Consider the following 21102-nt stretch of genomic DNA (forward strand, 5'->3'; position numbering starts at 1 on the left):
TGAAATGAGAGCATTTATACAAAATGGCGATGAATACGATTTCTGAAATTTTCAATTGAGAAGACCGCATTCTCAAACGCTTGTTGTTGTGTTTTAAAAATTGCCAATAGCTTGCTTCAAATTTCTGAAAAAAGTCATCAATGATGCAGAAGAAATATGTAAAATCGAACATGGTGGCTGAAGGCATAGGTGGTGTGGTAACTCCCTAATGGTTTTCAGTCACCTTTTTTTCAAGCTAATTTCTTATCCGCGATTCAGGTTAAAATAAGAGGTGCGTATGTCAGATGTTAAAGATGTCATCGAAAATGCCCCGATAGCGGGAAATACAGCAGAAGAATACTTTGCCCAAAGACAATTAAAAAAAGGTGCGGTCGGCTGGTTGTTGTTGGTCGGTCTGGGTGTAGCGTATGTGATTTCGGGTGACTTTGCCGGCTGGAACTTCGGTCTGGCTCAAGGTGGCTGGGGCGGCATGTTTATTACCACCGTGATCGTTGCTGTCATGTACCTGTGCATGTGTTTAGCCATGTCGGAAATGTCGACTATGTTGCCAACAGCGGGTGGTGGTTACAGTTTTGCGCGTACTGCATTTGGTCCTTTAGGCGGCTATCTCACAGGAACGGCTATTCTCATTGAATATGCCATTGCCCCTGCAGCAATTGCCTGTTTCATTGGGGCTTATTGCGAGTCGTTATTTGGGATCGGTGGCTGGGTTGTTTATCTGGTTTGTTATTTGCTGTTTATGGGAATGCATTTAAAAGGTGCAGGTGAAGCATTAAAAATCATCTTTATGATTACCGCCGTTGCCGCTATTGCCTTATTGGTGTTTATTTTCGCTATGGCGCCATATTTCAATAGTGAAAATTTATTCAATATTGCAGTAAATCCGGAGGCAACAGGATCTAGCTCATTATTACCTTTGGGATATTTAGGAATTTGGGCAGCGGTTCCCTATGCAATCTGGTTTTTTCTGGCAGTGGAAGGCGTGCCTTTAGCTGCTGAAGAAGCCAAAGAACCACATCAATCCTTACCGCGTGGCTTAATCGGTTCCATGGTCATCCTCGCCATTTTTGCATTAAGCATTTTGGTTTTAGGGACTGGTGCAGCGGGTGCGGATACTTTAAAAAATTCAGGTGCACCACTGGTTGATGCTTTAAAAGCAGTCTATGGTGAAAGTACCTGGCTTGCTGGTTTTGTAAACTTTGTGGGTTTGGCCGGTTTAATTGCCAGTTTCTTCTCGATTATTTATGCCTACTCTCGCCAAGTCTTCGCACTGTCACGTGCCGGCTATTTACCGAAAAAACTCTCTTTAACAAATAACAACCATGCTCCGCATTGGGCGATTATTATTCCGGGTATTATTGGTTTTATGCTGTCATTAACTGGGGAGGGTGATCTGCTTATTTTGATGGCTGTTTTTGGTGCAACCATTTCTTATGTGCTGATGATGATGGCATACATCAAACTGAAAATTTCAAAACCGGAAATGCCACGTCCTTATCAAGCGCCGGGTGGAATCATTACTGCATCTATTGCTTTGGTTCTGGCAGCTATTGCGGTCGTGGCAGGCTTTGTGGTTGACCCAAAAGTCTGGCTGATGGCGGCAGCAATTTATGTAGCATTTATTGTTTATTTCTTGTTATATAGCAGAAATCAATTGGTTGCCGGAACGCCAGAAGAAGAGTTTGCCAATATTCAGGCTGCGGAACAGGAACTGAAATAATAATTATACAATCAGGAGCAATGCATCATGCTGTATCAAATCAATGTAGCTCATCATCATTATGTTTTTGCAGATTTAAAAACATTGATGGCAAAAGCCACGCCTGAACGCTCGGGCGATCAGCTGGCTAGAATTGCAGCAGAAGATGCAACGGAACGGGTTGCAGCACAGATGTGTCTGGCAGATGTACCGCTCAAGCAGTTTCTAAATGAAACGCTGATTGATTACGAACTGGATGAAGTGACCCGTTTAATTATTGATGAACATGATGCCTTGGCTTTTTATCCCATTTCGCATTTTAGCGTAGGAGACTTTCGTAACTGGCTACTCAGTGAAGATGCCAGCACAGAAAAATTACAGCATTTACAAGCCGGTCTGACACCAGAAATTGTGGCTGCGGTGAGCAAGATTATGCGTAATCAGGACTTGATTCTGGTCGCCAAGAAATGCCGTGTCATCACGCAATTTAGGAACACCATTGGCTTAGAAGGACGGCTTTCGACCCGATTACAACCGAATCATCCTACCGACGATTTACTCGGGATTTCCGCCAGTATTTTAGATGGCTTGATGTATGGCAATGGTGACGCCGTGATAGGCATTAATCCGGCTACGGATAATCTGCAGAATCTCTCAGAACTCTTGAAACTGCTGGATCATATTATTCATGAATATGAGATACCGACCCAATCCTGTGTCTTGACCCATGTCAGTTCAGGAATAGAACTAGCAAATAAAAATATTCCAGTCGATTTAATGTTTCAGTCAATAGCCGGTTCACAAGCCGCCAATAGTGCTTTCGGTATTGATTTAGCCATGTTGCAGGAAGGCTATGAAGCCGCTTTAAGTTTAAAGCGGGGTACGGTCGGTCAGAACGTGATGTATTTTGAAACCGGACAGGGCAGTGCTCTATCCAGTAATGCACATCATGGGGTAGATCAGCAAACCATGGAAGCCCGCGCCTATGCCGTAGCTCGGAAATATCATCCTTTTTTGGTTAATACCGTAGTCGGTTTTATCGGGCCAGAATATTTATATAACGGCAAACAGATTATCCGTGCAGGACTGGAAGATCACTTCTGTGGCAAATTACTGGGTCTGCCGATGGGCTGCGATATTTGCTATACCAACCATGCCGATGCCGATCAGGATGATATGGATGTACTGTTAACTCTGCTGGCCAATGCCGGAATTAATTTCATTATGGGCATTCCGGGTTCGGATGATGTGATGCTGAATTATCAAACCACCTCTTTTCATGATGCTTTATACATTCGTCAATTATTAGGTTTGCAGCCGGCACCTGAATTTGCAGCCTGGCTGGAGCAACAAGGAATCTTGAAACAGCAGGCATCACAACTGCAATGGCCAAGTCAGCTGCCTGAAAAGTTTTCCCGTTTAATTATGTCATGAGTGGAGGATTGGATCATGAAAGTACAATACGATATTCAATTTCAACCAGAGTTGAAGCAAAATGCCTGGGAACAACTGAAACAGTTTACAGATGCCCGTATTGCATTAGGGCGAGTCGGTGGCAGTCAACCGACTAAACCATCGTTGGAATTTCAACTGGCACATGCGCAGGCCAAAGATGCCGTTTTAAAAGTACTTCATGTTCAAGCCTTAGAAGAGCAATTGACAAAGCTGGATACCGATATTTTGCATATTTCCAGTTGCGCAGAAGATAAAGATACTTACCTAAAACGCCCAGATTTAGGTCGGGAACTGTCGGAAGCATCCAGACAGTTATTAAAACAATATCAGCCGCAACATCAAACTGAATATGATGTGGTGATTGTGGCGGCTGATGGTTTATCCGCACGTGCCATTGAGGATAACGCAGCGCATTTTATTGCAGAATTACACCAGTCCTGTATCAATGAAGCTTGGTCTGTTGCACCTCTAGTGATTGCAACGGGAAGTCGCGTAGCTTTGGGTGATGAAGTTGCCCAGATTCTAAATGCCAAAATGCTGGTGATGCTGATAGGTGAGCGTCCAGGTTTAAGTTCGCCCGACAGTATGGGAATTTACTACACCTGGAATGCCTATAAAGGCTGTCATGATGCAATGCGTAATTGCATTTCCAATGTGCGTCCTGCCGGGTTGTCTGAACAAATTGCCATTCAGCGTTTAATGGCACTGATGAGAAAGTCACGACAGTTGCAACTCTCGGGTGTCAAACTGAAAGATGAACATGAAATGGTTGTAGAATCAGCCACCCAAGCCAATCCAAAACGGATTTTTTAAGCTTAAGCCGTTTAAAGGAAATTTACATGTATTCACCATGTCACTATGCTTTTACACATAACAGAATAAGAAGTATTGCTAATATAAAAATACGGACATGACAAAAAAGAGGGGATAGGAATATGACACATGATTTCAATAAACCACCTCATGTAATTACCCCAGAAGAAAGATCTCAAAAGAAACGTTTGCCTGTTTATATTCTAATTCTTGTGGGTGTTTTCTTTATTGCATTACTGGCTTATATGTTTGCGGATAAGGAACCAACCCCTAAAGATGCCCCTCCTGGACATCCTAATCCTTCAGCCCAACCCGCGACACCGAATAATACGACAACTGGGACATCGGGTGATGAAGCAGTTGCTACCGATAAAGATACGGCCACTGCAAAAGACTATTAACTGAAAACTTAAATTATCTTTTTATTAAAGCCCTAGTCTGAAAAGACTAGGGCTTTTGTGCAATCTAATGTGCGCTTTTGTTGTATTTGTGATGGTTTGTATTGAATAAAAAATAAGCAAATTCTAATGTGTTTTTAACCTCGTGATTTTTGGTTCGGCTCACGCTCAATAGGCTTGGTCAAGATAACTTAGTCAAGATAATAAAGCGATTCATCGCCGTAAGACTTCAATAAGTAATAACAAGAGGAAATACAACATGAATGAATATTTTTCTGGAGGCCCTAGAGGAGGAGAATTTGATGCCATGTATTACTGGAATCAATTCCATCCCATTCTAGCCGCTGTTGCTATTTTATTGATTGGTTGGATTCTTGCTCTTATTATTGCAGCAGGAGTTAAAAAAGTTTTAGAAAAAATAGGAACAAATCAAAGACTTTCAAGTGCAACCGGACATCGCCCAAATATTGAAAGTATTGTATCGCGTGTCGTGTTCTGGATCGTGATGATCATTGCGATCATAGGCGCATTAAATGTACTTAATCTCACTGGTGTGAGTGGACCATTTAGTAATATGGTTCAGCAATTCCTGTTGTTTATTCCACAACTTTTAGCTGCTGTTGCAGTTGGTTTTATCGGCTGGATTGTGGCTAATCTGGTTAAAGTAGGCATGCAAAAACTGCTTGACCGTACCAAGCTAGATGAAAAACTGAGTGCCGATGTCGGTGTCAGTCCAATCAGCAAAAATATTAGCGAAATTGTTTATTGGCTGATTTTATTGTTATTCCTGCCAATTGTATTGTCTATTTTAGGTCTCAACGGTCTGTTATTCCCTATACAAAATATGGTGAATGAAGTCGTTTCATTCTTACCCAATATTTTTATTGCTGCTGTTATTGTTTTTGTTGGTTATATCTTGGCAAAAATTGTACGCGGTATTGTAGAAGGTTTGGTTGGCAGTTTGAATTTGCAGCATGAGGCACAAAAAATTGGTTTCTTAAAAAATTCTAATTTGCCAAAAATGCTAGGTTCATTTGTCTTCGCCATCATTATTATTACTTCACTCATCATTGCATTTGAAGCCTTAGGTATTCAGGCCATTTCACAACCCGCGACTGCGATGTTGTATGAGATTATGAATGCCATCCCGCATATTATTGCGGCTGGTCTAATTCTAATTCTGGCTTATGTGGTTTCACGTTTCGTGGCCAATTTGGTGGTTGACGTATTGGCTGGAACAGGTGTTGATGAATTACCTGCCAAAATGGATGCACAACGCTTTTTAGGCACCACTAAAGTGTCTTGCATTGTGGGTTACATGATTGTTTTCTTTACCATGCTTTTTGCAGTATCGGAAGCAGCAAACCGACTTGGTTTTGAACAGGTGAGTGTGCTTATTTCGATGTTTATCCAGTTTGGTGCCAATATTTTACTGGGTGCTGTTATCTTGATGATCGGTTTTTGGCTAGCAAATCTGGTCGCGAAAGTCATTGGACGTGGTGAATATAACAGTTCACGATGGTTAGCAAACTTGGTTCGTATCCTGATTATGGGCTTAGTGATTGCCATGGGCTTACGCGCAATGGGTATTGCCGATTCTATCGTGAATCTTGCCTTTGGTTTAACGCTGGGTGCAGTGGCAGTGGCATTTGCTTTGGCCTTTGGTTTAGGCGGTCGTCAGCCTGCTGAGCGTGTATTGACTGACTTGATTAATCAAGCCAAAGAGAAAGCAAAATATCCTAATCCAGATTATCAACCGGATGTCCCGAAAACATCTTCAAGCGCACCACCTCCATCCACAATCGTAGAGAGTTCAACATCAACCAATGATGTGCGTCTTACTCCCTCTGATAATGGTCTACGGGTCGATCCCGAAAATAAGCCATTAAATAACCCGTATGGTTCAACAGGCGAACCTGAACAAGATGTTGATATTCATCCTAAAGATGATCCTAAATAACCTATAAGTTTTGTAGCAGACCGATCACATCAATGTGGTCGGTCTTTTATTTAATATTCAAAAGGAGATCATGATGTCAAAAAAAGAACCGAATAAATTTATTGCACCGATTGTGATTGCAGGAATTACTGCAGGTTTCTTTATCAGTGCCTACAAATTTGTATTTGCTAGAGCGAAGCAAGCACATAAACAGGTAAAGCATGATGATTCAGCAGATAAGTCACAAGAAAACCAAAATGAAAAATAGCTAAAAAATGATCGTTTTTCTTGGCTTTTTATGCTATTTATAAAATAACTATTTCATAGAATATAAGCATTTAGATGAATGTGAATGAAATGTTATAGATCATACTTGGATGTATGAATGGTAATAATAAAAGGAGATCATGATGTTATTAAATAATTTTTTTAAGTCACTTGCGACTATGTTGAACGCTGCTGAAGCTTCCTCTGAAGCACAAGCAATTGCGAAAATGGAGATCACAATTGCTCGTTTACAGCAGGCTAAACCTGTTCGTTTATTACATACTGATTATTTAGAGTAATTGGTATTTTTTAAACATATTGCGATGCGGCATGTGCAGAAGCCCATGCCCATTGAAAATTAAAACCGCCTAAATGACCGGATACATCGAGAACTTCCCCAACAAAATATAAACCTTTTTGCTTTTTACTTTCCATGGTCTTGGATGAAACTTCTGTGGTATCCACACCGCCTAAAGTTACTTCTGCAGTACGATAACCTTCAGTTCCCGATGGTTTAACTTCAAAAGCATGCAAGCGCTGAGCAATCTGTTCAAGCTTTTCATCACTCAAATTACCAATCGCCATATCTGCCGATTCAGCCCAGATCAAATTTTGTAATTCCAGTACTACACTTTTAGGCAGATGCTCATTTAACAAAGTCCGCAGCAAGACTTTCGGTTGACTGCTTTTTTTCGATTTGAAGAGATCAACCAGGTCGATATAAGGCAGGAAGTTAATATTAAAGCGCTGACCGACATCCCAATAATTGGAAAGTTGCAGTGAGCTTGGCCCACTTAAACCGCGATGGGTAAACAATAGGGCTTCGGTAAAACTGTTTAAATCATTGGAGAGTGTTGCATCTACTGCATTTCCGCTTAAACGGGTAGTAACTTCTTTGAATTGATCGGAAAAAGTAAAAGGGACTAAACCGGCACGGGTGGGATGGACATGATGCCCAAACTGTTTGGCAATCTCATAACCAATCCCTGAACCACCTAGCGTCGGCACTGATAAACCACCTGTTGCCACCACTACAGATTCAGCTTGAAAATAGCCGATAGAAGTCGCCACTTGAAAACCTTGATCATCCGCATGTGTCACTGCTTTCACTTCACAGCTGGTTTTAATATCCACTAAGCCGGTTTTATCGCATTCAGCCAATAACATGGCTAAAATTTCTTTGGCGCCGTTTAAGGTAAAGAGTTGTCCGTGTTTGCGCTCTTCATATTCAATACCGTGTTCGCATACCAAGCCAATAAAGTCCCAGTTGGTATAACGAGTCAGCGCTGAAATCACGAAGTGCGGATTATGTGAAATGTAATTTTCAGGTTCGACATATAGATTGGTGAAGTTACATTTACCGCCACCAGACATCAGAATTTTTTTACCGACTTTGTTGGCTTTTTCAACCACCAAGACTTTACGACCACGTTGTGCCGCCATATATGCCAACATCAGACCTGATGCACCTGCACCTAAAACAATGACATCGTACTGATTTGTAGACATGGGACAACTCACGGGAGATAAAAGCAGGGCATTATAGACAATTTTACCGCTAATTTCAGGCTTGATCTTAGCCAGTGTGCCGACCTTGCAAGCCGCCAGTGTGAATCACCAAGATACGCGAGCCAGATGGAAAATAATTTTGTTCAATTAAATCAAACAAGCCGATCATCATTTTAGCGGTATAAACCTGCTCTAAAGGAATATTGTGCTCGGCTTCAAAAGACTGCATGAATTGTAAAAGCTCAGGCGTGGTTTTGGCATAACCTCCACAGCAATAGGCATCGGTAATTTTCCAGTTTTTCTTTGTAGTCCACTGTTTTACATCATGCTGCAGAAAATCACCTTTTAATGCTGAAAACCCGAGAATAGTTTGATGCTCTGCACTTGCTTCAATCAATCCTGAAATGGTTCCACCTGTACCCACGGCACAGCAGATTACATCATAATTTTGCAGGTCTTCGGCAGTTAAAGTTTCTTTGCAGCCTTGAATGGCAAGCGGATTGGTTCCACCTTCAGGAATAATAAAATGTTTAGGAAATTGTTGGTTCAATGCTGCAAGATATTCAGGCTGATCTTTTTGCCGATACTGTTCACGCGAAACAAAATGCAGTTGCATGCCAAACTGTTGCGCCGTGGCTAAAGTCGAGTTTAATGGTTTGGCTGCCAGTTCTTCACCACGAATAATCCCCACGCTTTTGAAGCCAAATAAATGTGCTGCATATGCTGTTGCAGCAATATGATTGGAATAAGCCCCGCCAAAAGTGAGAACTTTATTTAAACCTTGTTTTTGGGCTTCAAGAAAGTTGTATTTGAGTTTAAAAAATTTATTGCCGGAAATTTGTGGATGGATTTGATCTAATCGCTTAACCGTGATTGACACAGCAGCATCAAGATTAAGTTTTTGGTAGGCCACTGACTGTGCAATCTGATCAAACATTTCATCACGATCCCTGAATATTCAATCGTATTGTACGCAAAATATTTTTATCTACAGTCATATTATTTGCTTGAGAGTGTGTATCTACAAAAGTAGCTACAGACATATGAGGGTAATGGCATTCAATTTTTATCACTCAGTTGATTGAAATAAATTTTGAACGGACATTTTTGTATATTGTAGATTTACGATTGATGCTTATTTGTAAAACATCTTAAATATTTGAATTAAAAAAATAAAAAAATGATTAAAAAATACACATTGGTGCTAAGCTAGAAAATATAACAATGATGAAAAAAGAGGATATGTGATGAAAAAACTATCCGTAGGTTTATCGGTTTGCTTGCTGTTGTTGCTGACAGCGTGTGATGCAAAAGATGACTATAACAAGCCGAAAACTGAAGTTCGTACCATGATTATTGGTGGTATGCCCGTGAATGATCATGATTATCGTCTCACGCAGCTCAGTGTAAGTGAAAACACTCAAAGACTTCAAAAGTAAGGATTGCCAGTACGCAATATTATAAAATTCTTTTTAAGAGGGAAGAGATATAGTCGGTTTGATTTTCAGTTTTACGATTCATCTTTAGTTTTTTGCTTGTACCTTTGTTTACCTGTAGCTTGTTATGGATTTAGTCGTGCTACAAGTCAATTTTGTGAACGACTTTCAGTAGGAGTGCTTGTCCCTGGTTCATCTGCTTTTAAATAAATGATCGTCTTATTTCGCATATGAAATACTTTTATTGGTGATTAAAGAAAATTTTAGTGAATTATTCGGTGAAATTTCGAAAAACCTGAGAAAAATAGCGAGATATTCAAATTTTAAAATTGTAAAATTATCACAAAATTAATTCATACAAGGCTTTTCACGTGGAATCATTTTGGATTTTGGGCTCAATCGCCTTTGCTCTTATGTTAGGCGCAATGAGTCCTGGACCGACATCGATTTATGTCGCCAAAAATTCAATCGCTATTTCACGTAAACATGGTCTGTTTACCGCTTTAGGTACAGGTACTGGAGCGGCTGTTTTTGGTTTATTGGCGGTGCTGGGTCTACAGGCATTTTTGTTAGCGGTGCCATCAGCGTATCTGGTTTTAAAAATCTGTGGCGGTTTATATTTGCTATGGTTGGCTGCCAAAATTATTAAGCATGCCAAAGACCCCATCGAAGCCCATAATGATACAAGCTCTCAAATGTCATTGCGCCGGGCTTTTAGTACCGGACTCATCACCCAACTTTCAAATCCAAAAATTGCGATTGTGCTGGCTAGTATTTTTACTGCACTATTACCTAAAGAAATTCCCGCTTATTATTATTTTGTATTGCCCATTCTATGTTTCTTTATTGATGCAGGTTGGTGTTCATTAGTCGCGGTTGCTTTATCAGCTGAAGGTCCACGAAAAGTCTATTTAAAATTCAAAGCACTATTTGACCGTATTGCCGGTGGCGTGATGACTTTATTGGGCTTAAAGTTAATCTTTGGAGTGAAATAGTTTTAGCTAATAGATGAATAATTAGAATTATTTTTATAGCTAACTGAACCATCGCGGTATTCAGCTAAATTAGTGCATTGAATGTAAATCTAAGAAAAAAATAGACTCTAGAAAATAAAAGACCGACGATTCGAGTGATGATGAAATCGTCGGTCAAAAAAATCTGTTGCAAGTTTTAGCTTGGGCTGCTGTTCCATACTAAAACTTGAAACCAAGTTTATTGCTTTAGGAAAAGTTCACCGAAAATATTGTGGATGCCGGTACAAATTAACGGGTTTATGAACTTCTTACCCTATATAACGCAGGGGATTACAGATTGGTTGACAATAAAATGAAAAAAAACTCTTTTTTTTTCTATACTGGTTGTCTAAAAGTTGCTTAAGTAGGTATAGAGTGTCACTAAATCGATATTTTTTATGGTTTTTCTTTTTCTGTTTTATTTTTACCTGTATCTGCGGAATATTGGCAGCTTTACTGCCTACAGGCATGGGCGGCATTCTCACCATTGTTCCTTATCTAACTGCCATGATTTTAGTACTTTATAAATTTTTAAAACGGCAACAACGTGCACCAAGCGAGCAAGAACGAAAAAAAATAACTTTAGGCTTCAGTCTGATTTTTTGGGGTTATAACCTTGCATTTTTATTGCTTGGGATTCTCATTTTTTCCAAAGGCGATCCAGAGGTTTGGCAGAATTTCCTGCTCTATTTGAAAAATCCACAATTTATGAGTGTGGTGCTGATAATGTTTTTACTCATTGCCATTCCGCTTTATATTTTGACCTATTGGTTTTATGGCAAACAGGCACAACGTATGGCGAAAAAAATGTTTGGCTAAGATAAATTGCTATACGCTTGAATTAAAAATGATTCTATTTTATAGATAGAAATAATCAGGTGAGGTGGTCGAATGCTAAAAGAAAACGTACTGGTAACAGGTGCAAGTGGTTTTATTGGTTCACATCTACTGCCTTATTTATTGTCACGTGATTATGCAGTGATTGGGCTGACCCGTCAGAAAAATAAAATTTCTAATCATCCTGATCTCACCTGGGTTCAGAGTCTTGATGAGCTTAAAACTGATCGAATTGATTATGTGATTAACCTTGCCGGTGAAAATATTGGTCAGGCGCGCTGGACAGCAACACGAAAGCAGCAACTGATTGAGAGTCGGGTTGATACCACGCATCAGCTGTATCGATATTTAGAAAAAAGACAGATTTCTCCTAAATGTATCATTTCCGGTTCTGCGGTCGGTTATTACGGGATTGATCCGAACGAACAATGGTCAGAAGTTTGTACTGAACAATCTGCGCCACAATCTATTTTTATGTCGGAACTGTGTCAGCTCTGGGAACAGGCGGCATTAAGTTTTCAGCAACAAAACACCAAAATCGTGCGCTTCGGTATTGTATTGGCAAAGAATGGAGGCATTCTTCCACGCATGCTGTTGCCCATTAAACTAAATATGGTGGGGCGAATTGGACATGGGCGGCAACCCGTGGTTTGGGTGCATATTCAGGATATAATGCGTGCGATTGAATTTCTGATGTTAAATGAAACTAGCACACGAATTTTTAATGTAGTCTGTCCAGAAAAAATGACCCAAGGGCAATTTGCTCAAATAGCTGCACAGCAACTGCATCGTAAACCTTTATTCTGTTTGCCGGCTTTTGTTTTGAAGGGAATGTTGGGCGAGCAAGCACAACTGGTTTTGAACGGTCAATATGTACAACCGAAAGCATTGCAAGAGCTGGGATTTGAGTTTAAATATCCTACGTTAAAACTGGCTCTGGCTGATATTTTAGCGGGCGGTTAAAACGCCAGATTTTAATCTCTGAGTGCTAAAAGCGGCAGGATCTACACATGTAGGTTGCTCAAGCATCAACTGTCTTAATAAACGTGCCGAGGCAGGACCCATGCATAAGCCATTACGGAAATGTCCGAAGTTGGCCCAAAGATTCTCAAGCTCTGGCATTTTCCCGATATAGGGCACACCGGTAGGTGAACTCGGTCTGAGTCCTGCCCATTGTTTCACAATCGGAAACTGTTCAAGTTCCGGCACCATTTCCAGACAGGCTTTGTAAATATGCTGTTGGGTTTGTATATTGGGACGATGTTCAAAACCTAACTCATCCATACTGGAACCACAGACCACATGCCCATCCTGACGTGGAATCAGGTACATCACCTTATTCATGCAAATGGTCGGCAACCATTTTTCAGGTGTTTTAAACAGCAGCATCTGTCCCTGAACGGGTTTGACCGGAATGGTCAGATTCAATTGTTGTGACCAGTGCGCAGACCATGCACCCGTCGCAATGACAATCTGGTCGGCCTGAATCTGTTGGCCGGATTGGGTCTGAAGAGAGGTCACATGCTGCTGTTGAATATGAAAATGATCCACCCAGGTATTTTCATAGAACTGTACGCGCGGATGCTGTTTTAAATAGCCGATGATGGATTTGAGCAGGCGTGGATTACGTACATTAGACAACTGCGAAAAATACAGTGCCTGGCTAAATTGCTGCGAAATATGCGGATTGATCTGCTGCAGTTGCGGCTGTTGTAGCAGTTGGCATTGCTGCATCGGTTCATTAAATTGCTGGGCGTAGCGCTGTCCGATGTCAAAATCACTTTCATCCAGAATCAGCATGCCGGTATCATGGATTTCAAAATCGATGCCCGTGACAGGCTTTAATTTTTCATTCCATTCTAAATACAGCGATTTACCATATTGCGCCAGTTGATTCACCGCGCGTGGATAGCGCCATGGATACATCGGAGAAAGAATACCGCCACCCGCCCAAGAGGCAGCTTTTCCCGCCTGCTGCTGATCGAAAATAATCACGGAACATCCCTGTTCCACAAGCTCTAAAGCAGACAATAGACCGCTAATGCCTGCTCCAATAATGGCAACTTTCATCGCTTAAACCACTAATCCTTATTTCATGTCTTTGAGTTTAAGCGCAGCTTCTTCAGCGAAGTAAGTCCAGATGCCATCGGCACCGGCACGGCGACAACTCATCAGCGATTCAATGATCACATCGTCTGATAACCAGCCATTTTGAATGGCACCAGCCAGCATTGCGTATTCACCGCTAACTTGATAAACGAAAGTGGGTACCCCAAAAGTATCTTTCACTTCACGCACGATATCGAGATAAGGCATCCCCGGTTTCACGATCACCATGTCTGCACCTTCCTGAATATCCAGTGCAATTTCATGCAACGCTTCAGCGCGGTTGCCGATATCCATCTGGTAATTGTATTTGTTGCCACCTTTCAGGTTGCTGGATGAACCGACCGCATCACGGAAAGGACCATAGAAGCTGGATGCATATTTAGCCGAGTAGGCCATGATATTGGTATAGATATGACCATTGGCTTCGAGCGCAGTACGAATCGCGCCAATACGGCCATCCATCATGTCACTTGGTGCAACCACATCTGCACCGGCTTCAGCATGACTTAAGGCTTGTTTAATCAGACATTCAACCGTTTCATCATTCAGCACATAACCCGTGTCATCAATAATGCCATCTTGACCGTGCGTGGTATAAGGATCCAGTGCGCCGTCAGTGATCAGCACCATTTCTGGTAATTCTTTTTTTAACAGGCGAATGGTATTTTGAACCAGACCATCTTCATCCCAAGCAGCTTCAGCAGTTAGGCTTTTATCTTCTTGTGGTGTTACAGGGAATAAAGCGAGTTTAGAAACTCCCAATTCAAGCAAGCGTTCTGATTTTTTTAACAGCAGGTCAGCAGAAAGTCGCTGAACATTCGGCATGCTTGGAATATCTTGGGTCTGGTTTTGCCCCGGAAGTACGAATACTGGGTAAATGAGATGATCTGTCGTCAACTGGGTTTCACGTACCATAGAACGCAATTTGTCATTTTTTCGAATTCGGCGCATGCGAGTCGCAGGAAATGCAGGACGATTGAACGTATAAGTCATAACAAACTCAATGATCAGTATTAAACTATGGCTATTGTAGCCCCAGAATAAAATTTTGGGGCAAAAGTTAAGAGCTATTTCTCAAATTAAGGTATTCGAGCAGATTATGAGTAATTCAGATAAACATTGGACAGGAAATATTCATTTGGGCTCGAAAGTGGATATCGATGTTGTCCTGAAGCAGTTGTGTCATGCATTCAATAGTTCTCCTTACTTCAAACACAACGAGATGGTCATGCGTGTCGTTGATGGACAAATTGAAGCCTATATTGAAATGCAGCCTTTTATGATTGGCAATGTTGCCTTTCAAATTCTACATGGCGGTGTAGCTGCGACGATTTTGGACAGTATCGGAGGTATTGTTGCGATGGGCGAGTTATATAAAAAGGCTGAACCTGATCAATTGCCCGACACCATTAAAAAAGTCACTCGCTTGGCAACGGTCGATATGCGGGTTGATTATTTGGCTCCAGGTCGTGGCAAATGTTTTATTGCCCGCGCTGAAACCTTACGTTTAGGGCGTAAGGGTTGCACCATGCGGATGACCTTGGTCAATGATGAAGATAAGCCGATTGCCACTGCCATTGCATCTTATGCTTATTAAGTTTGCTTTAAGGGCATTGGACTAACAAGAAGCAGAACTGAGCTGTTGATTCGGCATTGAATAAAAATTCAGTGCCGAATTCGTTTTAAAGACTGATGAGTTACATTTTTATTATCGCATCATGATTTTTTGTCATTAAAATGCGCAGCAATATTAAATAAAAAATGACTTTTTCATCGACACCATTTCATGACATTCACTTGTCTTGCATAGCTGTTCGTTTCAGATTGCTCAGAACGACAAATATGATGTGTAGTGACCAAGTCTGTTGGATTTAGGAATAATCGATGACAGATGCGCAAAATACCCTGCCAGAAACACAGCCAGACCCAGACATTTCGGATGCTGCCTTAAAAAGTAAACGCAAGAAAGCTTTAACTGTTGTAGCCTTGATCTTCATCATTGCAGCTATGCTATATGCCATCTGGGCATTGTTTTTAAATCATTCAGTTACGACCGATAATGCCTATGTCGGTGCAGAAACCGCATCCATTACTTCAATGGTAAATGGGCAAGTTGCACAGGTTATGGTGAGTGATACTCAAGCTGTAAAACAGGGTGATATTTTGGTTCGGGTGGACAATCGTGATGCAGAAATTGCGGTTGCACAGGCGCAAGCAGAATTGCTGAAAGCAAAACGTCAATATAAACAGACGCAAGCTAACAGCAGTGCCTTAAATTCACAAGTCTATGTCAGTGATGACGGTATTCACAGCGCAGAAGCACAGGTCGCCAAAGCCCAAGCTGAACTGAATAAAGCGCAGGATGATTTGGCACGTCGTACACAACTCAGTGCTTCAGGTGCAATCTCTAAAGAAGAACTTAGCACTGCACAAAGTGCGGTGAATAATGCTCAAGCCGGGCTAGATCTCGCGAAAGCCGGTTTAGCTCAGGCACAATCCAGTCAAAAAGCAGCGCAAAGTACCTTGGCCGCCAATGAAGCCTTGATTCGCGGTAGTAATGAAACATCGACGCCTGATGTTCAGATTGCGCAGGCACATTTAAAGCAGGCTTTGCTTGATCTGGAACGGACAGAAATTAAGGCACCCTTTGATGGCGTAATTACCCGCCGTAATATTCAGGTGGGGCAGCGTGTTGCCGCAGGCAGCGTTTTAATGATGCTGGTACCGATTAATAAACTCTATGTTGATGCCAACTTTAAAGAAAGCCAGCTGGCAAAGGTAAAAGCCGGACAGAAAGCCACACTCACGTCTGATTTATATGGCGATGATGTTGAGTTTCACGGCACAGTGGTGGGCTTTTCAGGTGGTACAGGTTCAGCCTTTGCCTTAATTCCTGCACAAAATGCGACGGGTAACTGGATTAAAGTGGTTCAGCGTTTACCGGTGCGTATTGCACTTGATCCAAAAGAACTGGCTGAACATCCCTTACGTGTGGGTTTATCGATGGAAGCGAAAATCAACCTCGCTTCGAAGTAGTCGCTTATGAACAATAACTACGTACCATTTGGCGATCTGAAAGGGGGGCGCCTGATCCTTGCTGCCTTTGTGTTGGCTTTGGCCAACTTTATGGTGGTTTTGGATATGACCATTGCCAATGTTTCAGTGCCGCATATCACTGGCAGTTTGGCGGTTTCAAGTTCCCAAGGGACTTGGGTCATTACCTCTTATGCGGTTGCAGAGGCGATTTGTGTGCCACTGACCGGATGGTTAGCCGGACGTTTTGGTGCAGTACGGCTGTTTGTGATCAGTCTGATTGGCTTTACCATTTTTTCCATTCTCTGTGGTTTATCTACCAGTTTGGAAATGTTGGTCTTCTGCCGGATTGGACAGGGTTTGTTTGGTGGCCCGATCATGCCACTCAGTCAAACTTTGCTGATGCGTATTTTCCCTCCGGAAAAGCAGTCTCAGGCCATGGGGATGTGGGCGATGACCACGGTAGTCGGGCCAATTCTTGGGCCGATTTTGGGTGGTTCAATCAGTGATAACCTGTCTTGGCATTGGATTTTCTTTATCAATATTCCAGTCGGAATTTTCTGTGCGATTGCTGCACTGCGCTTGTTGAAACCTGCGGAAACCTTAATTTCAAAAATTAGAATTGACACCATCGGATTGTTTTTGCTGATTTTATGGATTGGCGCACTACAATTAATGCTCGATCTTGGCCATGAAAATGACTGGTTTAACAGCACCTTTATTTGTGCTTTAGCAGTGATTACCGTAGTCGGATTAATTCTGTTTATTATTTGGGAACTCACCGAACGGCATCCGGTGGTCAATATTCAGATCTTCCGTTATCGTGGCTTTACCTTCTCGGTCTTATCTTTAGCCTTTGCTTTCGGTGCATTTTTTTCCAGTATTGTGCTGATTCCGCAATGGGTGCAAATCAACTTGGGTTATACCGCCACTTGGGCCGGTTATTTAACCGCGACTATGGGCTTGGGTAGTTTGCTCATGTCACCAATTGTGGCAAAAATGGCAACCAAATATGATCAGCGGATTTTGGCCAGTTTCGGTTTGAGCCTTTTGGCGATAGTCACCTTAATGCGGGCTTTCTGGACCACCGATGCTGACTTTATGGCCTTGGCCTGGCCACAAATTTTACAGGGCTTTGCAGTACCGTTTTTCTTTATTCCATTGTCGAATATGGCATTGGCTTCGGTACAACCGCATGAAATGGCATCTGCCGCAGGATTGATGAATTTCTTGCGGACCATGGCAGGAGCAATCGGCGCTTCAATTGCAGTAACGATTTGGGATGATCATAGCAAAGTGTCACGTAGCGAGATGGTTTCCAATTTACATGTGGCTGAAGTGCAAAATACCTTGATGCAAAGTGGTATGAGTTCAGAAGGGGCGCTGGGTTATATATCCAGTCTGGTGGATAAAGAAGCTTTAACCCTATCTGCCAATCATGTGTTTTTAATTTTGACCCTGGTTTTTGTTTTTGCTGCACTGATTGTTTGGCTCGCGCCAAGGCCCAAATTGGGCGTGGATAGCGGTGGTCACGCACATTAAGGCTGATTCTCTAAAACATAAAAAACCGCTGAATTCAGCGGTTTTTTATCATCAAGACTATATTTCACAATGTTAGAGATCTGACTTGGCACGTTTCAGCGCAGTTTGCCACTGGCTTAAACGACTTTGGCGCTGATCTGCATTCATGTTCGGTTCAAAGGCGCGCTCTAATTTCCAGGATGCTGAAATATCGTTCATGCTGGAAAATACGCCTGCCTTTAAACCAGCCATCGCTGCCGTGCCCCATGCGGTTGATTCCAGCATCTTTGGGCGTAGCACAGGAACATTGAGAATATCTGCCTGGAATTGCATTAGCATATCATTTTGGCTGGCACCACCATCTACGCGTAATTCTTTCAAGGGATGATGAATGTCTGCCTGCATCGCCGTGAGTACGTCAGACACTTGAAAAGCAATCGACTCCAAGGCTGCACGGGCAATATGGGCTTTATTGGTTCCGCGTGACATCCCGCACAGTAGCGCGCGAGCATCACTATCCCAATGCGGAGCGCCCAGTCCGGTAAAAGCCGGCACCAGAACGACACCGTCGGTATCACTGACTTGGCAAGCCAGTTTTTCCACTTCGCTACTCTTTTGGATAATCCCTAAACCATCGCGTAACCATTGCACAATCGCACCTGCCATAAATACGCTACCTTCCAGCGCATAAGTAGTTTGCTCCTGGCATTGCCAGGCAAGTGTACTGAGCAATTTATTTTGACTGAATTGCACCTGATGACCGGTATTAAACAGCATAAAGCAGCCGGTGCCATAAGTGTTTTTCGCAGTACCGACTTCAAAGCAGGATTGACCAAACAAGGCAGATTGCTGATCGCCCAAAATACCGGTAATTGGGATATTGGCACCGAGCAGACCAGGTGCAGTATCGGCAATGTAGCTATCAGATGAAATGATTTTCGGTAAAACGGAATGAGGAATATTAAACAGCTCAAGCAGTTCTTCATCCCAAGTTTGAGTTTGCAGGTTCATCAGCATGGTGCGAGAAGCATTACTGACTTCAATCACATGTTCAGCACCTTGAGTCAGATTCCACATCAGCCAGCTATCGACCGTACCGAATGCCACATGACCTTGTTCGGCAAGTTCGCGTAAGCCAGCTACATTTTCCAGTAACCAAACTAATTTTCCAGCACTGAAATAGGGGTCTATACGTAAACCGGTTTTATGCTGAATTTTATCCTGCAAATTTTGTTGTGTGAGCTGGTTACACCATTCGGTTGCACGGCGATCTTGCCAGATAATGGCAGGGGCGAGTGGCTTACTATTTCTTTTATCCCAAACGACCGTGGTTTCTCGTTGGTTCGTCAGCCCAATGGCTTTAATGTCTTTGGCTAAAATATGAGCAGAAGCCAGCGCTTGTTGTACCACAGCAATTTGAGTCGTCCAGATTTCTTGGGCATCTTGCTCCACCCAACCCGAATGTGGTGTCTTGATATGGATCTCACGTTGAGCGGTTGCCTGCACTTCTCCATGTTCGTTGAAAATAATCGCACGACTGGATGTCGTCCCCTGATCAAGGGCAAGAAGGTAGCTCATAAATTTTTCTTTTAATCGACTTGAAAAGTAAAATATTAGCGCAATAATGTAATTAAGCGCATCTAGTTGTGTAAATGTTCAGAAAAGAGGTCGTAATTTTTGACATTTATGCTATGATCGCTTTGTACTTTGGGGGTGTTTCTGGCTTCGACGCTGGTGATGAAACTCATAGATGCATGCCGAGAGCGCATTTTCTCTCGTAAATCAAATTTGCATTTTTTAGTCGCAAACGACGAATCATACGCTCTAGCTGCCTAAGGGCAGCTTGTCCGCCTCTCCGAATACTTGTGGTTAGAGAGACCGACTGAAGCGCACGCACACAAGGCCGTATAAAGTCAAGCCTCGGGGCTTTGTACTAAATTAAGAGGATCGCGATTTGTACCCTGTTCGTCGGGTCACAAAGAGTTAAAACAATAGACGATATCTAAGCATGTAGTATTCTCGAGCGTAATGCTGGCGGACGCGGGTTCAACTCCCGCCACCTCCACCAAATACTTAACTTTATATGACTCAATATGATGAAATATAAAGTGGAAAGGCTTGATTCTAAAGGGATCAAGCCTTTTTTTATACCTAAGCATAACTAGTTATAATGTACATGCACCTTGTACACTGCCATGTACATTGCACGTTTTATTGAACTGACGGGTGTAGAATGTTATGAAAAGAACAGATATTAAGCGAAGACTATGGGTTGATTGATTATCTAATCTCATTTTATTGCTAGTTTAATCGGTGATTTAGGTATTAAAAAAAACTACTAGGGGTTTTTTTGAAAATTTAAAGCAAACTACTTTCTGCTTTTTACTCCCATAAGCTCATCTATTAACTCATCAATCTTAGTATCTGTGCTACGCCATTTGTTTAATGTGAAACCCCCATTTCCTTTTAATCTAAATTCAGCATCTGAAACTACTTTGCTCTCTTTCATTAATGTTAATTTTGCATAACTAAGGTATGTTACGACATCCCAAGTGCGCAAAGCTGTATAATCCATAGTGGTTTCACACTGGGTTAGGTCTGAGTTTTCAGGAAAAACTCTTGCACCAATATTGTATCTCGCAAAGCTTCTTACTAAAGATTCTTCAAATCCATTACCTATGACTTTAGGATTTTTAATAATACATATTTGTTTTACTGCCTGAGGCTGAAAGCCATCTATATTTTTAACTTGGATTGAAGTGCATCCAATGACCCCTAATCCACCCATCAAAATAATTAATAATTTTTTTCATTTTAAATCCCTCTTTAAGTGTTCATAAAATAACAAATAAAAGAGGTGGATCAGGAAATTTGAACAACACTTATAAGTGATATTTTGCTCCCCAAATGATGTTATAAACATCAATATATGGAGTATTTTATGGCACGTAGACCAAGAAGAAATCATTCAAATGATTTTAAAGCTAAGGTAGCACTTGCTGCGATTAAAGCAGAAAAAACACTTGCTGAATTGMGTGCTGAATTTGATGTTCATCAAAACCAAATTATCGAC

21 protein-coding genes, 1 other RNA gene and 1 pseudogene are annotated in these 21102 nt (G+C 41.8%); 16 read left to right on the forward strand and 7 right to left on the reverse strand.

All coding sequences use genetic code 11. The features are described 5' to 3' along the window. Nucleotides 1-172: pseudogene (locus tag E0409_RS16800) on the reverse strand (IS982 family transposase); the annotation flags it as partial. A gap of 105 nt (nucleotides 173-277) precedes the next feature. Between E0409_RS16800 and eat the strand changes: the two are divergent. From eat to E0409_RS16545, 7 genes are all read left to right on the forward strand, one after another. Then, entirely contained in the window at nucleotides 278-1720 is a 1443-nt protein-coding gene (gene eat / locus E0409_RS14685) for an ethanolamine permease (RefSeq protein ID WP_131292051.1), read from the forward strand. Nucleotides 1721-1747: 27 nt separating this feature from the next. Continuing rightward, nucleotides 1748-3133 (forward strand): ethanolamine ammonia-lyase subunit EutB, encoded by a 1386-nt coding sequence (locus tag E0409_RS14690; RefSeq protein WP_131292054.1) that lies wholly within the window; start codon nucleotides 1748-1750, stop codon nucleotides 3131-3133. 15 nt (nucleotides 3134-3148) lie between these two features. Further along, entirely contained in the window at nucleotides 3149-3967 is an 819-nt protein-coding gene (gene eutC, locus E0409_RS14695; protein WP_131292057.1) for an ethanolamine ammonia-lyase subunit EutC, read from the forward strand. 122 nt (nucleotides 3968-4089) lie between these two features. After that, complete coding sequence (locus tag E0409_RS14700; protein WP_131292058.1) at nucleotides 4090-4368, forward strand: hypothetical protein; 279 nt, start codon at nucleotides 4090-4092, stop codon at nucleotides 4366-4368. A gap of 256 nt (nucleotides 4369-4624) precedes the next feature. Next, the gene (locus E0409_RS14705; RefSeq protein ID WP_131292060.1) at nucleotides 4625-6325 is read left to right on the forward strand and encodes a mechanosensitive ion channel; all 1701 of its coding nucleotides are present in this window, start codon (nucleotides 4625-4627) and stop codon (nucleotides 6323-6325) included. 73 nt (nucleotides 6326-6398) lie between these two features. Beyond that, nucleotides 6399-6572: a hypothetical protein gene (locus E0409_RS16540; RefSeq protein ID WP_165541348.1), complete on the forward strand. Its 174-nt coding sequence runs from the start codon at nucleotides 6399-6401 to the stop codon at nucleotides 6570-6572. A gap of 142 nt (nucleotides 6573-6714) precedes the next feature. Continuing rightward, a complete protein-coding gene (locus E0409_RS16545) occupies nucleotides 6715-6870 on the forward strand; it encodes a hypothetical protein (protein ID WP_165541347.1) in 156 nt (51 codons plus the stop codon). Between the two features lie 10 nt (nucleotides 6871-6880). Here the strand turns inward: E0409_RS16545 and E0409_RS14710 are convergent, their stop codons facing one another. Together E0409_RS14710 and E0409_RS14715 are read right to left on the reverse strand one after the other, a co-directional pair. Beyond that, complete coding sequence (locus E0409_RS14710; RefSeq protein ID WP_131292061.1) at nucleotides 6881-8080, reverse strand: BaiN/RdsA family NAD(P)/FAD-dependent oxidoreductase; 1200 nt, start codon at nucleotides 8078-8080, stop codon at nucleotides 6881-6883. A gap of 67 nt (nucleotides 8081-8147) precedes the next feature. After that, nucleotides 8148-9017 (reverse strand): 1-aminocyclopropane-1-carboxylate deaminase/D-cysteine desulfhydrase, encoded by an 870-nt coding sequence (locus tag E0409_RS14715; RefSeq protein ID WP_131292063.1) that lies wholly within the window; start codon nucleotides 9015-9017, stop codon nucleotides 8148-8150. Between the two features lie 310 nt (nucleotides 9018-9327). On the opposite strand from E0409_RS14715, the gene E0409_RS14720 reads away from it, so the two are divergent. The 4 genes from E0409_RS14720 to E0409_RS14735 all read left to right on the forward strand — a co-directional run bounded on the left by E0409_RS14720 (nucleotide 9328) and on the right by E0409_RS14735 (nucleotide 12329). Beyond that, nucleotides 9328-9519, forward strand: coding sequence for an NF038215 family lipoprotein (locus E0409_RS14720; RefSeq protein WP_131292065.1), 192 nt, complete (start codon nucleotides 9328-9330; stop codon nucleotides 9517-9519). Nucleotides 9520-9887: 368 nt separating this feature from the next. Further along, a complete protein-coding gene (locus E0409_RS14725; RefSeq protein ID WP_131292067.1) occupies nucleotides 9888-10511 on the forward strand; it encodes a LysE family translocator in 624 nt (207 codons plus the stop codon). A gap of 393 nt (nucleotides 10512-10904) precedes the next feature. After that, nucleotides 10905-11348: an ABZJ_00895 family protein gene (locus tag E0409_RS14730; protein WP_131292069.1), complete on the forward strand. Its 444-nt coding sequence runs from the start codon at nucleotides 10905-10907 to the stop codon at nucleotides 11346-11348. Nucleotides 11349-11420: 72 nt separating this feature from the next. After that, nucleotides 11421-12329, forward strand: coding sequence for a TIGR01777 family oxidoreductase (locus E0409_RS14735; protein WP_131292071.1), 909 nt, complete (start codon nucleotides 11421-11423; stop codon nucleotides 12327-12329). Here E0409_RS14735 and thiO read toward each other — a convergent pair. Both thiO and hemB read right to left on the reverse strand, forming a co-directional pair. Beyond that, the gene (thiO, locus tag E0409_RS14740; protein ID WP_131292073.1) at nucleotides 12315-13436 is read right to left on the reverse strand and encodes a glycine oxidase ThiO; all 1122 of its coding nucleotides are present in this window, start codon (nucleotides 13434-13436) and stop codon (nucleotides 12315-12317) included. The genes E0409_RS14735 and thiO overlap by 15 nt on opposite strands. A gap of 18 nt (nucleotides 13437-13454) precedes the next feature. After that, entirely contained in the window at nucleotides 13455-14468 is a 1014-nt protein-coding gene (gene hemB / locus E0409_RS14745; protein ID WP_086194320.1) for a porphobilinogen synthase, read from the reverse strand. Between the two features lie 106 nt (nucleotides 14469-14574). Between hemB and E0409_RS14750 the strand changes: the two genes are divergently transcribed. From E0409_RS14750 to E0409_RS14760, 3 genes are all read left to right on the forward strand, one after another. Then, nucleotides 14575-15072, forward strand: a complete 498-nt coding sequence (locus tag E0409_RS14750) for a thioesterase family protein (protein WP_131292076.1) — start codon at nucleotides 14575-14577, stop codon at nucleotides 15070-15072. 287 nt (nucleotides 15073-15359) lie between these two features. Further along, nucleotides 15360-16511 (forward strand): HlyD family secretion protein, encoded by a 1152-nt coding sequence (locus tag E0409_RS14755; RefSeq protein ID WP_131292078.1) that lies wholly within the window; start codon nucleotides 15360-15362, stop codon nucleotides 16509-16511. A 6-nt stretch (nucleotides 16512-16517) separates the two neighbouring features. Next, a complete protein-coding gene (locus E0409_RS14760; RefSeq protein WP_131292080.1) occupies nucleotides 16518-18050 on the forward strand; it encodes a DHA2 family efflux MFS transporter permease subunit in 1533 nt (510 codons plus the stop codon). Between the two features lie 72 nt (nucleotides 18051-18122). On the opposite strand, the gene glpK is transcribed toward E0409_RS14760, so the two are convergent. Then, nucleotides 18123-19607 carry a glycerol kinase GlpK gene (gene glpK, locus E0409_RS14765; RefSeq protein WP_131292082.1) on the reverse strand — a complete coding sequence of 495 codons (1485 nt, stop codon included), beginning with the start codon at nucleotides 19605-19607 and terminating at the stop codon, nucleotides 18123-18125. Between the two features lie 131 nt (nucleotides 19608-19738). On the opposite strand from glpK, the gene ssrA reads away from it, so the two are divergent. Further along, nucleotides 19739-20097: a transfer-messenger RNA gene (gene ssrA, locus E0409_RS14770) on the forward strand. A gap of 300 nt (nucleotides 20098-20397) precedes the next feature. Here the strand turns inward: ssrA and E0409_RS14775 are convergent. Beyond that, complete coding sequence (locus tag E0409_RS14775; protein ID WP_131292084.1) at nucleotides 20398-20817, reverse strand: Sbal_3080 family lipoprotein; 420 nt, start codon at nucleotides 20815-20817, stop codon at nucleotides 20398-20400. A gap of 141 nt (nucleotides 20818-20958) precedes the next feature. Here E0409_RS14775 and E0409_RS14780 point away from each other — a divergent pair. Then, on the forward strand, nucleotides 20959-21102 hold a 144-nt coding region (locus E0409_RS14780; protein WP_502699842.1), incomplete at its 3' end, for a transposase.

It is taken from the genome of Acinetobacter sp. ANC 4862 (genome assembly GCF_004336635.1).
In the GTDB taxonomy this organism is placed as follows: Bacteria; Pseudomonadota; Gammaproteobacteria; order Pseudomonadales; family Moraxellaceae; genus Acinetobacter.